Source organism: Flavobacterium frigidimaris (assembly GCF_002217275.1).
Taxonomy (GTDB): Bacteria; Bacteroidota; Bacteroidia; order Flavobacteriales; family Flavobacteriaceae; genus Flavobacterium; species Flavobacterium aquidurense.
In genome coordinates, this window is record NZ_MUGV01000016.1 from 228,328 (window position 1) to 245,553 (window position 17,226).

At 34.3% G+C, this 17,226-nt stretch carries 7 protein-coding genes; all 7 read right to left on the reverse strand.

Translation table 11 applies throughout. From position 1 onward, the window contains the following. Positions 1-10 precede the first annotated feature (10 nt). Complete coding sequence (gene sov / locus B0A65_RS10100; RefSeq protein WP_074659707.1) at positions 11-7,222, reverse strand: T9SS outer membrane translocon Sov/SprA; 7,212 nt, start codon at positions 7,220-7,222, stop codon at positions 11-13. A 24-nt stretch (positions 7,223-7,246) separates the two neighbouring features. Further along, the gene (gene ruvA / locus B0A65_RS10105) at positions 7,247-7,828 is read right to left on the reverse strand and encodes a Holliday junction branch migration protein RuvA (RefSeq protein ID WP_053471666.1); all 582 of its coding nucleotides are present in this window, start codon (positions 7,826-7,828) and stop codon (positions 7,247-7,249) included. Positions 7,829-7,903: 75 nt separating this feature from the next. Beyond that, positions 7,904-10,195: an NADP-dependent malic enzyme gene (locus tag B0A65_RS10110; protein WP_074659706.1), complete on the reverse strand. Its 2,292-nt coding sequence runs from the start codon at positions 10,193-10,195 to the stop codon at positions 7,904-7,906. Positions 10,196-10,353: 158 nt separating this feature from the next. Then, positions 10,354-10,779 (reverse strand): CBS domain-containing protein, encoded by a 426-nt coding sequence (locus B0A65_RS10115; RefSeq protein WP_074659705.1) that lies wholly within the window; start codon positions 10,777-10,779, stop codon positions 10,354-10,356. Between the two features lie 241 nt (positions 10,780-11,020). After that, positions 11,021-13,021 (reverse strand): OmpA family protein, encoded by a 2,001-nt coding sequence (locus B0A65_RS10120; RefSeq protein WP_074659704.1) that lies wholly within the window; start codon positions 13,019-13,021, stop codon positions 11,021-11,023. Between the two features lie 11 nt (positions 13,022-13,032). Next, positions 13,033-13,941 carry a PorP/SprF family type IX secretion system membrane protein gene (locus B0A65_RS10125; RefSeq protein ID WP_074659703.1) on the reverse strand — a complete coding sequence of 303 codons (909 nt, stop codon included), beginning with the start codon at positions 13,939-13,941 and terminating at the stop codon, positions 13,033-13,035. A 50-nt stretch (positions 13,942-13,991) separates the two neighbouring features. Then, on the reverse strand, positions 13,992-17,226 hold a 3,235-nt coding region (locus B0A65_RS10130), incomplete at its 5' end, for an Ig-like domain-containing protein (protein ID WP_089069624.1).

Here is a 17,226-nt window from a genome sequence, read left to right on the forward strand (position 1 = left end):
AATGAAAAAATTAATTTCCGAAATTATATCGAAGAGTAAAACCTGAGCGAATGTTAGTTAACGGAAATGAAGTTGATATTACAGCTTTTGAGAACGAGTGGTCGTAATAAAATATGGCAGTCAGGTTTTTACTAAATGCATAATCAGCCGTAAGTTTTAATGACCAAATATTTTGACCCGCTGCCAGCTGATTATTATCATAATCAAGATAACGTACTAAAGTTTGATTATTTCTATAAGAGAAATCAGCCTTAATATTAATATCACTTTTTATAATTCCAGTTGGATTATCTGCCAGTCTTGAAGAGAAGATAACATCTTTAAAACGATATCCTAAACCAACAATATACTCCAGGCCTTTAACTTCTGTCAATAAATTATTATCAAAACTCATTGATAATGCCCTGTCTTTTTTAACCTCTGTCAAAACTCTTAAAGAACTTTTCAATTCAAAATCCATTCGGATAAGCGGGCTAAATTGCTCCACTAAATTGACATTAGACATAATCGTCTGATTATAGAAATTGGTATTCACGTCCTGCCCGCCCGGGTTTTCATGATAATCAAAGTTAGATCTAAACTGGTTTATAGTATAAGATGCCCTGTAATTATGCTGTAATGAAAAACGTCTGAATTTATCTTTAAAATACTTATATCGCATTAAACCGTTGTATTTTATACTCCAGTTTGGAATCGGAAAACTTCTAAAAATATCTGTCGAAGCACTTGAAGCATTTCCTCCTGAGTAAGCTGCTAAAAATGATGGCAACAAAACAGCCTGATTACTTTTGGTAAAACCTATTGGATATCCCTGATTAGCCACATAAACTGCATACTTTGGATCTGTTTCTGCCGGTATAGGATTGTTTATATCGCCATACCTCGGAATTGCAGTTCCTGCACCATAATGTTCTTCAGCAAGACGATTTGCAATAATCAGACGATTACTTCTGAAATCATCAAACGCTGCAGATTCAACTTCATTACTAGTAGAAAAAGAAGTTTTTATCAATACCGTTGAAATCGAAAACATTCCATAAGTGTACGGAGATAAAGGCATATATTCTCCATCTACAACGCTATACTGTTCTGATGAATTTTGAGAATAAGCGCGATCCATTGCTAAATCAACCTTTAAGTCAGGCAACAAATCAATATTGGCTGTTATTTTTAAAAGCTTGTTGGTTACTTGTGTAAAGTTCTGGTTGAAGTTATCATAATTTGTCAACCAGCCATTTTTTGCTGCTTCGTAACGCACATCATCCTGACTTCCAAAGATGAATCCCAAAGTTGGCTTAGATGTACCAAAGAATCCAACACTTGGCGTATAACCTGGCAATACTGTTCCACTATTTTTAGTATAATTAACCTGAATATTTTTTACACTTGTCAAAATACCAATCATACCGTCATAAAACGGACTACTATTATTAGTTATCGGTTTGGCTGTATTAACAATTTTCTCACCCGGTTTTGGCGGAGCGGTACTTTTAGGCCTTGCAGCAGATTTTGCACCTGGAGTCAAACCTAAATACTTATACAGCATATTCATATTAAGAGTCGTCGTTAATGTATTTGAGTTAGCATTTTGAATTGTATTTCCTAAATCAAACATATTACCATCCGGATCAACATATTGAGATAATGCCGTCGAAGATCTTTGCCAACTATAATCAGCTGTATACGAATAACTAGCTTTAACAAAACTTAAAAGTGGAATTTTGTTAATTGGAATTTCATAGTTCAACACCAATTGTTGCAAATGTTGATTTGGCGTTCCTACATCCCAATAACTGTCCCAAATATTAAAATCTTCTTTAGGCGTATTATCTTCATTCAAATAATTTTTCACAATATTATTTGAAGCTGCGTTGTAATTTATTTTTAATGATTTCGTCAGATTATAACCAAATCCATATTGATAATTAAAAGCAAAATTTCGTCTAAAAAGTGGATCCAGGCCAATTCCCTGGGTCTCAACATCTCTATATTGCTGACGATTACTTTGCCTTAAAACATTTGTATTAAAAGTTATATTTGATGGTAAATAATTAAAATTGAAGTCGCTTAACATCTTCCAGTAATCACTTTTCTTCATGAACTTAGTATTCTTCAAAGGAACTATTTCTTTTGGCTGAAAAGTGTAAGCGTAATTTACAGCTGTATTTGACTGTTCATCCTGATAATCTTCAACTTCGTAGTCATGGCGCTCCACCTGATTATATGATTGTGAAAATGTAAAATTTTCGACATCATAAACGTGAGGTTTCTGTTCTGGCGAACGATCTTTTCTAACACCAATAAAATTGATACTTTTTCGCTTAGTATAATCTACAGCACGAGTTCTGATATTATCTTTTTCATCAGGATCTGTCGTTTCTCTTATCAGCTGGTCCAGTTTTATATCCTGATTAAAAGGATCGTATTCTGGCGTAATTACCTCTTCACCTATAGCATAATTAAATGGTAAGTTTATTCCCCATTTTTGAGGTAGTAATTTTCCAAGATTAAGATTTGTTACAATGTTATACTGCTGAATATCCTCACGATCACGTTCATTTGCACCTTGCTCTAAAGATCCAAATCCAATCGTACTTTTTCTTCCGACAGCAGAAAGTGTTGCAAAATCTGCCATGTTAGTATCAACATTTAATAACGCCGCCATTCCGCCTTTGTTATCCAAATCTGACATACGTAATTCATTGAACCAAACTTCTCCTTTTATATCTTTATGGTCTGCCCTGCTTTTTACTCCCACCATTAAATTTCTTACCAAACCAAAATTCGGATTTCCCTTGATTCCTAATCTCAACCTACCGTCACCATCACCTCCGCTCAAACTCAAATCATCATCCGGGTAATAAACTCCATTTATGTCTCGTTTGTTAGAATTAATATCGATACTCATTGCCTGAATCTTCATTTTAGTCAAAAGCTCCATTGCCAAATCAATATTATTATCTTCAAGCCACACAAGATCTGGACTTATTGTACATGACCCTCCAGTTCTTGTAACTTTTAAAGGAATTTCGACCTGATAAAAGTTCTGAGTAAAATCATTTCCAAAACGAATGAATCCAACCATTTCATCATCTAACAAAGTGTTTTCGTTAGGTAATTGTTCCGCATGCAGGAACATTTTAAGTTTTTTGTATTGACGCATATCAACACTAACATTCTTAAATACCGCTCTGGAATCCTGATATTGTAATCCTGTTCCTCCAATTCTCAATGCCAATGATTGCTCATTTTGATTGATAATCGTGTTGTTATTATACAATTGCTCTCTCTGAACACCTGGCGGAATAACATAATTTACTGGACATTTTGTACTGTTTTCCTGAATATTAACCGCTGCTACATCAAATTCGGTACCATCATCATCAGGGTTTGTATCGTTGGCATCAAGTGTACCTGTATATCTTCTCCATTCTCCTCTAACTAAATCCAATGCTCCAAAACGAACTGTCATCTGATTACTAAAACCAGTCATAAACATACGCATGAAACGAATAGATCTAAAATCTGTAATGTTTCCAATTGTATTTTGAGGTTGAGCAACCGGAATTTTAAACTGAATCCATCTTGCATTCGTTGTTCCTCCATTTGGCAATTCAACATTGGTTACTTCACGAATATCTGTAATGTAATTTTGACCTACCTGCATTCCCGGTTTTACATCAATACTATATTCATAATAAGCATTAATTGTGCTCATGGTGTTGTCGCGATTGATATCTTCAACATCTGGAAGTGTCGTTGATCCACGGTTTGGGTCATCTACACTTACTGCAGAATTTTGTTCCGTTCCGTTGTATTTTTTATAACGATCCAGAACTCCTCCTTCAGTATTTAAATAATACTTATAATTATCCGCGGCAGGATCTTCTTCTCCTGCATAATTTGTGTAAACCGATCCTTCTTTTGAATCTGGTAATCCATCTAAACCAACGTCCTGATTTCTGCGGTTATCCGGATTTGTATCAAATGCGTAAATTAAGGATTGCGATGCCGGTACATCTCCCCATATAGGTTGTGGATTTACTACTATCTGATCCGGTCCTAATCCGTTTTCATATTGTTTTCTTCCGTCTTTTAAAACATCCTCAGAGATTTCACCTAAATTGAAATAAATTTTTCCGGTGTTGTTTGGTTGCGCCTCAGCATTTCCAACATAAGGATCCAATACCCAAAACTGAATATATTCAACATTTCCCTGCTCAAAATTGGTCGAATTCAAAGAACGCATAATTCCCCCGAAATTAGATGTTGCCGGAGCAGCACTAAATCCTGGGTTATTATTGTAAGGTCCACGCTCAGAAGGGAAATAAGTTAAATCTAATGTATTAATAACCTGTATTTGACCTTGCGCAATATCAGTATTTGGATATAACTCCCTGCTATAAATTCTTCTTGTAGTATTTAAAGACAGATCATCATTTGAAATCCCTGATGGTTTTGAAGAATAAAAAATAGGATCAATAGTGTACCATGCTAATTTTGAACGTTTATATCCGTATTCTAACGTATTAGAATTCGCATTAAAAGTATTGTCATTTATAGAATTCAAATACGGTGTCGATGCCAAACTCCATGCATATGCTGATCGCATATCGATTGTCGATTGCGAACCTTCAAAATCATCTACATAAATAGTTGCTTCACCTTCAAAATCACTTGCTTTTGGAGCATCCGGTTTTAAGAATGCAACTTCACCACGTATCGAAAGGTTTGAAGGAACATCAGTATCAATATTTGGCAACTTATTGGCTAATCTGGTTAAAAAAGGAACTTCTGTAGCATAATTTCCATTAAACCCAAAAATCGTATTGTTTACAGATTCCTGACCATAACTTGATTTTTGTGTAAAAGGTTTTTCAGTCATTTTTAGATAAGTTCCACCAACAACAAAATTCTCTGAAATTTTATGTTCAACATTAAAGCCCATAAATCTTCTGGTCTGTTGCCCAAAAATGGAATTATTTTCTAACGAAACCTCGATTGGCGTATTGGATGCCTGAAGAGAAGGATCAAGGATCTGAACTCGACCCAATTGATAATCGACACTATAATCAATACCTTCTACTAGTCTTCGTCCTGCTGCCATAACCACAACAGAACCTTGTGGCACATTAAATGCTCCAATAGGAATACCATTACTTCCGGATGATTTATATTTCCCTCTTAATAAGAACTTGTTTTTATCACTATCCTGCAAAGCACCGGACTGTGTATTTTTATACATATTTCTAAAAACATATTTCTGCTGATTGGCATTATACGTTGTTGGGTCATTATAATTTTCTGCAGAGTTTTGATTCTTTAATTTCTCAAATAAACGCTCTCCAAAAGGTTCTTTTCTGGTAAAAATAATTCGGGCGTTTTGAACATCAACTGTAATACCTGGAAGGTAATCAAAGAAACCATCACCACCTGTTTGAGGATCATTATTGTAATTTAATCGATCTAAGTCAAAAACATTTAATAATGGAGTATCCTTTACTAGCATGTCCGGTTTCGGAGGAGGATTCGAAGGAAATTCTGTTCCCGCAACAGGAGTAATATAATTTATTGGAGAGGGATCAGTATAAAGAATATTTAATCTGAAATCATCTTGTTTTATTTGATAAGCTTGTGGAATTTGATACACGTTTTTCATCATCAAATCCCATACAGGATTTTGAACGTTGGTTAAATTGCTTTTCAGCATTTTTAAGACCAAACTTTGGGAAATAATAGCCTGATTAGAATTATTATTTCCCGTAACAACAGTTGCATCAACACCATCACTACCAAATTCTCCTACCTGATAAATTTTACCTCCAACGGTATATTCAAAAGCAACGGCTAAAATCTCATCGTTTGCCAAACGTTGTTGCAAAGAAATGTATCCTAATTGCGAATTAAAAGTAAATTCGTTCGCTGTTAATTTTCTGGCATTTTCTAAGATAGAATAATCCGTTCCTTCGCTAACATTGGGGTTATTGAATCCTGATTTTGCTGTTACAATCTCTCTAATATTAGAGTTTAAATAGGATCCAGCCTGGCCAATGGTCTCCGGGTCATATTTATTATTATTGTTATCTGTTGGAGAATCAATCGGATTATTAAAAAAACCTGCAGAAGAACTAATAACAACAACTTCATTATCGGGAATTCCGGTAAGTTGCCCTTCACCTAAATCCTGAAGCGCAATAACATTTCTTAAGTTATTACTCGTAGTACTTACCCGATTTTGTTTATTGGTAACCCAAACTTCTATTCTGGTTACCTGCACACGACTATCAATAAACGGATATCCTGCCAAGGCAGAATCATATTTATTTCTAAAATATTGCGATAAGAAAAAGTGTCTGTCGTTATCGTAATCTAAAGCGTATAAATCAAAATTTTGAACGGTACCACCTCCTTCGGCTACAATACTCTTTGTTTGTGATTTTTGCTCTGAGAAAACACCGGTAACGGTAGTTTTTCCAAATTGTAATTGTGTCTTTACCCCAAACAAACTTTGCGCGCCGCGAATTAAAGTACTATTCAGTGGCATACTAACATTCCCGACTTCTACTTTCTGAATAATATCATCTTCTGAAGGGGTGTAAGCTAATTTAAAAAGGTTTTGAAAAGCAAATGTAGATTGGGTGTCGTAATTGGCGTTTACCTCAAGACGCGTTCCTACCTTTCCCATTAAGCTCATACTGATTCGCTGATCAAAATCGAATGTCAGACTTGATCTGTTTCTTGGTGAAAATGAAGGATTATCTTGTTTGGTATAGCGAATTCCTAAATCCATTTCGACTGAACCTGTGGGCTTTACGTCGATGGTATTACTACCAAAAATACTTTCAAAGAGACTTGAATTGATATAATAACGAGGTAACAGATCCTTTTTAGCGGCTTCGCTTCCTGTTTTTTTACCATCAATAGCGTCCATTTTTTTTCTGAAATAATCGCGTCTGGATTCTTTCAAAACTAAATCTTCGTACTCTTTAGGTGTTAAAATAATGGGATAATCTATCGAAAAACCATCCACAGAATTGGTATAAATATAGCGGTCTGTAACCGGATCATATTTATAAGCTGATGAAATACTTGGTGGATTTTTTAACTCGACCTTACCAACAGAAAACTGCGTTTTGGTTGTATCCTGACTTGACTGATTTACCTGCGCACGCAAAAAATGACCGCAAAGTAAAGACAGTAGCAAAATACAAATTTTACGCATACAATTAATGTGTCTTAATTAGGTTTATAGACTTTTCAAGGCTTTTTTGATAATGGTTTCAACCGTGGCTTCGGGATCTTCTTTGACGATCTTTTCTACGACTTTTTCTGAAGTTTTTCGAACAAAACCTAAAACTTCCAAAGCAGATAACGCTTCATCTCGATTTGTATTGTTTTGAACTACCGAAACTTCATCTAAATCATACAACTTTAACACTTTTTCTTTTAAATCAAGTATAACCCGCTGTGCAGTTTTATTTCCAATCCCTTTAATTGATTGAATTAGACCAACATCTCCTGAAGCAATTGCATTTATTATTTGTCTGGGTTCAATTGAAGACAACATTGTTCTCGCAATATTAGCTCCGATACCAGAAACAGATAAGAGCATTCTAAATATTTCACGCTCTGATTTTTCAACAAAACCAAATAAAGTATGCGCATCTTCTTTGATTTGAAGATGCGTATACAATTTTATAAAATCAGCATTAGGAATTAATGAGAAGGTGTGTAAAGAAATATTTACATGGTATCCCACTCCACCACAATCGATTACAACTTCTGTGGGATTTTTTTCAACCAATTTCCCCTGCAAATGTGCTATCATAATATAATTTATAGTACCAAATATAATAAAAATGCAATAAAAATAAGACAATATTATTTGATCCTATTAAATTGGCTATTTCGCTAATTTATTTTTTTTATTCTCTTTTTCCTGAGCATCAATAACTGCAATTGCAGCCATATTAACCATTTCTTCAACGCTTGCTCCTAATTGGAAAATGTGAACTGGTTTACCCATTCCCATCATAATTGGACCAATTGAATTTACTTTATATAATTCTTTCAATAATTTATAAGTAATATTAGCTGATTCTAAATTAGGAAAAATTAAGGTATTTACTTTTTTTCCAGCCAATTTAGAAAACGGGAATTTCTCGGCAAGCATTTCCTGATTCAAAGCAAAATCGGCCTGAATTTCTCCATCAACAATTAAATCCGGATGATTTTTATGTAAATAAGCGACTGCTTCTCTAACTTTTGAAGCACTCTGACTTGTTGAAGATCCAAAATTTGAATAAGAAACCATTGCTATAACGGGTTCAACTCCAAACATTTTCGCCGTTTTAGCCGTCATAATTGCAATATTAATCAAATCTTCAGCAGAAGGATTTATATTAATTGCAGTATCTGACAAGAACATTGGTCCACGAGATGTCAACATCATATTTGCAGTGGCAACTAATGAAGCATTATGTGCTTTTTCAATTAATTGTAACATTGGTTTTACAACGCTTGGATAACTTCTTGTATGACCGGTCACTAAAGCATCTGCCTCACCTTCGTTAACCATCATGGCAGCGAAATAATTTCTTTCACGCATGAATTTTTGAGCATCTAATAACGAAACTCCTCTTCTCTCTCTTGTTTCCCAATATGATTTAGCAAATTTATTTCTTCTTGCTTCTTCCTCGTTCGTTTTAGGATCTATAATTTCAAGTTCTGCATCAAAACCTAACTCAGCTTTAAGCTCTAAGATAACTTCTTTATTTCCTAATAAAATAGGGAAACCAATTCCGTCTTCATGAACGATTTGTGCTGCTTTTAAAACGTTTAACTGATCTGCTTCTGCAAAAACAATTCGTTTTGGATCCATTTTAGCACGGTTTGTCATCAAACGAACCATTTTATTATCATTCCCCATACGTTCGCGAAGCACATCTTCATAAGCTGTCCAGTCTGTTATCGGGTTTTTGGCAACTCCGGATTCCATTGCTGCTTTTGCAACAGCTGGTGCCACAACAGTGATTAATCTTGGATCAAATGGCTTAGGAATAATATAATCCTGACCGAATCCTAATTTTGTCGCACCATAAGCCACATTAACCTGTTCTGGAACTGGTTCTTTAGCCAATATTGCCAATGCTTTTACAGCAGCCATTTTCATTGCTTCGTTAATTTTCGTAGCTCTTACATCTAATGCTCCTCTAAAAATATATGGAAAACCTAAAACGTTATTTACCTGATTAGGAAAATCTGAACGGCCTGTAGCCATAATAACATCTTTTCGTGTTTCTACAGCTAAATTATAATCGATTTCCGGATTTGGATTTGCCATTGCAAATACAATCGGATTATCTTTCATTGTCAATAACATTTCTGCTGACAGAATATCCCCTGAAGATAACCCTATGAAAACATCGGCACCTTTTACCGCTTCTGCTAACTCAATCTTAGCACCATCAATTGCATATTTCAGTTGCAACTCTGACAATGAAGGATTGTCTTTTGTTAAAAGTCCTTTACTATTAAACATTAATATATTTTCGACTTTTACACCTAACAAAACATATAAATCAGTACAGGCTATAGCTGCAGATCCTGCACCTGAAACTACTACTTTTACATCTTCTGCTTTTTTTCCTGCTAATTCAAGTGCGTTGATCAAAGCTGCTGAAGAGATAATTGCTGTTCCGTGCTGATCGTCGTGCATTACAGGAATATCCAATTCTTCTACCAATCTTCTTTCGATTTCAAAAGATTCCGGTGCTTTAATATCTTCTAAATTGATTCCTCCAAAAGTTGGAGCAATATTTTTTACCGTCTGAATAAATTCTTCAACATTTTCTGTATTAACTTCAATATCAAAAACATCAATATCAGAGAATATTTTAAAGAGTAATCCTTTTCCTTCCATTACTGGCTTGGAAGCTTCCGGACCAATATTTCCTAATCCTAAAACAGCTGTTCCGTTTGAGATAACGGCAACTAAATTTCCTTTTGCTGTATATTTATAAACGTCTTCTACGTTTGCTGCAATTTCTAAACACGGCTCTGCAACACCTGGCGAATAAGCCAAAGACAAATCTCTTTGGGTTGCATATTTTTTTGTTGGAACTACCTGAATTTTTCCTGGAGTTGGTTCTGAATGATACAGTAACGCTTCTCTTCTTTTACTCTCTTTGTTCATTATTTTTAGCTTTTATTCTAGCTTACAAAGATATAAGTCTTGTTTTAAAATGCCGTCTTTTTATAGCTTTCTTTTATTAAAATAACATTTTAGAAAGGTCAAAAAAAATAGCCCAAGATAATTTGGACTATTTAATAAATTTTATTTTAAAACTTTAATTACTGTGAAATATAAGAGTTTAAATGATTAATTGTGTCTTTTTGAATTTCTATAATTGCTTTTACAACATCACTAATGGAGATAATTCCGACCACAATTCCATCTTCTAAAACAGGTAAATGTCTGATTCTTTTTGTGCTCATGAGCTCCATACAATCTTCAATATTGTTTGAAAGGTTTACTGAAAAAACATTACTTTCCATAATTTCATGTACAAACGTTTCTTTTGAAGATTTGTCTTTTAGAACAATTTTTCGGGCATAATCTCTTTCAGACAGTATTCCTTTTAAGTCGGTTCCATCAATCACAAGGATCGCCCCTATGTTTTTTTCTCCCATTACTTTCAATGCTTCGTACACTGTTGTTGTTGAAAGTACGGAATAAACATTTTTACCTTTTGCGTTTAGTATTTGATTTACAGTCATATCTGAAAAATTTTAGGACTATAAAGTTAAAAAAAAATGCACATAAATAACAGTCAATTCCATTTTTTAAGAGTTAACACATTCATTTTAAATATAATACACCATATTTTACATTTTCAAAACTTTCCAATAAAGAATGAACCTAATTCTAAAGTTTTTTTGCAGAAAACACAACATATTTGATTTTCAGCATTTTAAAGCCAAAAAACCTTNNAAGGTTTTTTGGCTTTAAAAGAACAATTTATAAATTAGTAATTATAAACTCGCTTCGTCTGTTCTGTTCATGTTGTTTCTCAGTACATTTTACTCCATCAGCGCATTGGTTAACTAACTTGGTTTCACCATATCCTTTTGCAGTTAATCTACTTTCGTCAATTCCTTTCTGAACTAACCAATTTTTAGTAGACTGCGCTCTTTTCTCAGATAAAATCATATTATTTGCATCTGATTGTCGGCTGTCTGTATGCGAACGAATATCAAGTTTTATAGCCGGATATTGGTTTAACATATCTACGATTTTTTGTAATTGAGGTTCGGATGTTTTTTTAATAGTTGCTTTACCTAAATCAAAAAAATTCATCGGAATATGAAGTAATTTTGCTAAATCTGTCCCCACTTTTATTGCTCCGATTTTAACCGGACTAACAGAAACTTTCTTTACTTCGATAGCCTTTGCCGTCATTGGCTTAAACATTTTATCCATCGGAATCACAACAGTTGTTGTTCCATTTGCTCTTTTGATTGCAACTGGAATTTCCTTTATTCCGTAATCATTTTTAGAAGCCCTGATCGTATATTTTTTACCACATTTTATTTTTGCGAAAATATAATTCCCTTTTTCATCTGAGCTAATCGTCTTAATAGCAATAAAATTTTCATCAAATAAAGTCAGCGCAGCATTAGAAAGCATTTCATTTGATTCGGCGTCATTAACATAACCAATCAAATCTTGCTCGCAAACCAATTTTCTGGTTTCTCTAAATCGATAAATATCATCTAAACCATGGCCTGCTTCTCTATTGGAAGAGAAAAAACCGATTCTATTTTTACTATCAATTGTAAATCCAAAATCGTCTTGTTTACTATTTATCGGCTCCCCTACATTTTGTATCTCTTCAAAAATCCCATCATCATTTATTTTTGTAACAAAAACATCTAACCCACCCAATCCCGGACGACCATCTGATGCAAAGTAAAGCTCATTATCTCCAGATATAAAAGGAAAAGTTTCCCTTCCTTCTGTATTAATTGAAGATCCAAGATTTTCAGGTTTTTCAAAAGTGCCATCTTCATTTATCTTCACTTTATATAAATCTGATTGTCCTAAAGTTCCGGGCATGTCTGAAGCAAAATATAAATATTTTTCATCATTGCTTAAAGTAGGATGTGCGGTACTATATTGGTCGCTATTAAATGGAAGTTCTTTTATGTTTTCCCATTCATCGTTTATCAACTCAGCTTTATATAATTTTAAAAGTGTTATTTGTTTTTCACTTTTACCTCTTTTTCCGTCTATGAAATTATTTCGGGTAAAATACATTGTTCGTCCATCTTTCGTAAAGACAGGAGTCGATTCATTAAACTTTGCATTCTCTTTTTTCTGAAAAAGTTTGGGTTTTCCAACAGCACCATCCGGCATCATTTCAGCCTTATACAATTTTGAAAAAGATTTATTTGTCCATTTAAAATTATTTTTACCAATTCCTCCGGTATCTCTTGCCGAAGTAAAAACTATTTTATTATCATAAACTACACTACCATAGTCAGAATACGGCGAATTAATTCCGGCATCGGCAATTTCAAATCTACCTGAATTTGACTTTATTTCTTCTAAATAATTTTTATCATTCCTACTTAAAGCAGCTCTTTTTTCTAAAACAGCATTTTGATTAAATTTCTCTAAAATCTCATCTGCTTTACGATAATTTCCATCAGATTTAAGACATTGGGCATATCGATATAAATATTCAGCTTCTTGCTTTTCATTCATTCTGAATAATTCGTCAAACCACTTTAAGGCTTCTTGAAGTTCTCCAATAAAATAATAACAGTTACCCAATCGTTGTACAATTTTTTCATCCGTTTTGCCTTTGTTTACAATATTTTCATATGCTTTTATGGCATCTGCATAAGCATAATCATCATATTGTTTATCGGCAAATTTTGTACTTGTTGTTTGCGCATTTATTTTGATAAAAAAGCATAAAAATAAAACGGTGTAACTTAAATTTTTAATTCTCATTGTAGGTCTTATTAAAAGAATCTTGGGGATATCATTTTATTATAATTATTAAAAAACTCGAAACGAAGGAAGATTTCATGTGAACCAGAATTGTATTTTTGTAAATTGGTGGTTTCATGATCATATCCGTAACCTATATACAGACCGTCTGAAACCTGAAAGCCTGCCATCGCACTTACAGAAGCACTCCAACGATAAGCAAGACCAAGAGTAAACTTTTCATAGAACATAAAATTACCTGAAACATCGACTTGCAAAGGAGCTCCCTGAACCATTTTGGTAAGCAATGCAGGTTTGAATTTGATATCGTAATTAAGATCAAAAACATAACCTGCCATGAAATAGTAATTTATTTTATCTTTGAAAATGGCAGTATCATTATCATCATAACGATTTGTTTCGATAAAATTAGGAACAGATAATCCTAAATAAGCTTTATCAGAATGCCAATAAACACCTGCTCCAATATTAGGAGTAAATTTATTATCTAAACCTTGAAATTGAGGATCGTCCTGATCTTCAAAACTTAATTTACTCACATCCAGATTAAAAATATTAGCTGTCGCTTTTATTCCGAAGGAAAGTTTAAACGTTTCAGAGGTTGGTATACTATAAGATAAATCCGCTGAAAGCGTGTTTTCGTTTGTTGGTCCAATCTTATCGTTTACTAAAGAAACTCCCAATCCTAACTTACTATTATTTAAAGGTGTATTTATTGAAAAAGTACTTGTTTCAGGCGCTCCGTCCAGTCCAATCCATTGTGTACGATATAAACCAAAAACACTTAATACCCCACGTGATCCTGCATAGGCAGGATTAACCGAAATTGTGTTATACATATATTGTGTAAACTGAGCATCTTGCTGCGCTGAACATAGAATTGAAAAAAACACAAACACTAATAAAATTAATCTTTTCATTTAATAAGCTTTAAAAACGGCTTAGTTACAAACTAAACCGTTTATCATTTTTATTTGTTAATATATACGTAACCAGATAGTTCATGTGGATTTGAATCACTGTCTTTGTATTTCAGAATATAGAAATAGGTTCCCACCGGAAGACCATCAGTTTGTTTTATCGTTGCACGACCTGCTGATATCCCAATAAAGACTCTATCTTCATTGTTGTAGTGATCTATATCAAATACTAACACACCCCAACGATTATAGATTTCAACCGTATTATCAGGATAACATTCTAATCCCTGAATATAGAATCTGCTATTTTTTGAATCTCCATTTGGAGAAAAAGCATTAAAAACTTTGATTTGACAGCCATTTAACGGTAAAACTGTTGGCCTATCTTCTAGATTACTCGAATCATCTGACTTATCCTCAACAAGGACTCCTTTTCCACTTCGTCCCTGAACACTTGCCTGATTACTTACACTTCCATGATTGATATCATCTTGGGTAATCTTATATTGAGCTGTAAAATTATTTTCGTCATATTCCTTTACATCCAAATCAATTGCCTCCCCTGAAAGCACAACACCAGATAAATGATCTGCGATTGCAATTCTTGTTAATGGAACGTTACCAATATTACTAACTTTAAATTTATATGTAATCGTTTCACCTGCATTTGCAAATCCATTACCATTCTCATCATTGAAAACTGCGGTTTTAATGATTGCAATAGCAGGAACTTCAACAAAAACATTCAATATTGCTGTATAGCAATTTGTTGCATTTGCTTTTTCGCAAACCTGATATGTTAACGCATAATTTCCTCCAGGGGTATTTGGTTTAACACTCACTGTTCCATCTGAATTAAATTCAAAATAAGGGCTTTTTGGTGTATTAGCAATCACAACCTTTGTCGGGTCAATTGGCAATGCATTTAATAAATCATTGTCGAGAACGTTTATAAATTCAATTTCTCCATTTATTCCATCAACACTTCTTGCGTTGTCATTAGTAAGGACGATTTGTGCATATTGTCCCGGTGTTGGCGGAGCAGGATCACTAATATTTAAAACCGTAACTCGTACGATAGCCTGGCTGCAATTCGATAAATTTGAAACATCACAAATTTGATACGTCAATTGATAAATACCTGATGGAGTTCCTGACTTTATTTCAATTGAACCGTCTGCTTTTAAATTCAAGTTAGAATTTGAAACAACTGTACTTAAAATGACACTTGCAGGATTTACAACGGTTCCATTTAATGTATCATTATTAAATATATTTACGGATGTACCTTGCCCTTTATCGCTATCAATTGGTCCAGCAATATCATTATTTGCTTTTATTGCAAATGTTGGTCTTGCATTACACTGTGGCGTTGCTGGAGGATAATTTACAATTACATTTACTGTAGGGTTTAATGAAAACTGCATTGTCACACCAGTTCTGGTATTTTCAAATCCGTCAACACCTTCGGTCCATTGACCATTTGTCAATAACCATCCAGGCCAATCAAGTCCTATTCCGTTGCTATCAACAATGGCACCCGGCCATAAAACATTTCCAGTCAATGGTAAATTTGTTTGAGTAGCTACAACATTGTTTGCACTGTCAATCCATTTTATGGTTAATAAATTATTTGGAGTGAAATTATCTGCCCTTACGCTATATGATACGTACGGAACATCATTAGAACAATAACTATTTGCCGTTACTGTCATTGTTGGTGCTGTAACGGTTACTTTTATTGACGCCGAACTACAATTTGCCGGGTTCAATTTTTCACAAATCTGATATATCAATTCATAAGTTCCAGCTGGTGCATTAGCTCCTAATATCGCTGACCCGTCAGGATTTAAAGTGATAAATCCTCCTGGATCCGGAGTTATTATAGAAAGTTTCATATCAGTCGCAACAACTGGCAAGCCATTGTTTGTGTCATTTGCAAAAACATTGACAAGTGTTGTAGGTTGATTTATTCCAACCACTGATCCTATTATATCAGGATTCGCTAGTAAATCGCCCCCTGTTACCACAACTTGCGAAATTACACTGTCGCAGTTGGTCGGATTGTTTACTTCACAGATTTTATATTCTACATTATATGTTCCGGCTTTAGTTCCACCATCGACCTTTACACTTCCATCTGTATTTAGGGAAAGTCCTGTCGGAACTGATACTGGAGTAAGAATCACTTGTCCCGGATTCGTTCCGATGACAACCGGACTGCCATTTAAAGTGTCATTTGACACTAATGAAGTTGTTGTTCCGCCAATAGTCCCATTTATTGGAGATGTTGTTTCTTTTAAGGCATCAATAACCGGCGCAATAACTGAGATTATTACTGTTGCTGTTGCACAGTTTGTTGTGTTTACTTCACATACCTGATACGTCAAATTATAAGTTCCAGCCGGAGCATTAGCTTTTAAAACAATTGTACCATCTGAATTCAGTTTTATAAATCCTGTTGGATCAACAACTGTTTCCGCTATAGTCACTTCTGATAGTACTATTGATGATCCACCTTTTGTATCGTTTCCAAGAACATTCAATATAGTAATTGCTTGATTTGAACCTACAACTGAACTTGCTGCGTCATCATTTATTACAAGCAATTCATTCACCGGATTTACAGTAATAAATAAATTTGCTGTAACAGAATCCACTCCATCTGTAACAGTATATGTCACTTTTGGTACTGATCCATTATAATCTGGTTTCGGTACAAAAACGTAACTACCATTCGCATTTATTGTAAGACTTCCTTCGCTGAAATTAGCTGTACTGCCAATTGTATAGATTGTTGATCCAATAGCAAATTGACTTATTGTCAATATATCACCATCAGCATCTGTATCATTAGCTAATAAATTATTTGGTGAATTCACTTCAACTGTCAAAGTTGTGTCTTCATCTGTTGCATTTACATCATCAACCGCCACAGGAGCATCGTTTACCGGTGTTACCGTTATAGTAAGGGTTCCAATGTCTGTAAGGTTACCATCGGTTAGCGTATAATCTACCGTATCGGTACCATGGAAGTTTGCAGCTGGCATATAGGTATAAGAACCATCAGCTGCCAATATTAGTTTTCCACCTTGTGTTGTAGTGAATGTACCTGCAACTACAGTCAGTGCATCCTGATCAACATCCGTATCATTGGCTGTAAGGTTTACACTTGAAGTGAACAAAGTATCTTCTGTTGCTGTGATACTGTCATCAACCGCCACAGGAGCATCGTTTACCGGTGTTACCGTTATAGTAAGGGTTCCAATGTCTGTAAGGTTACCA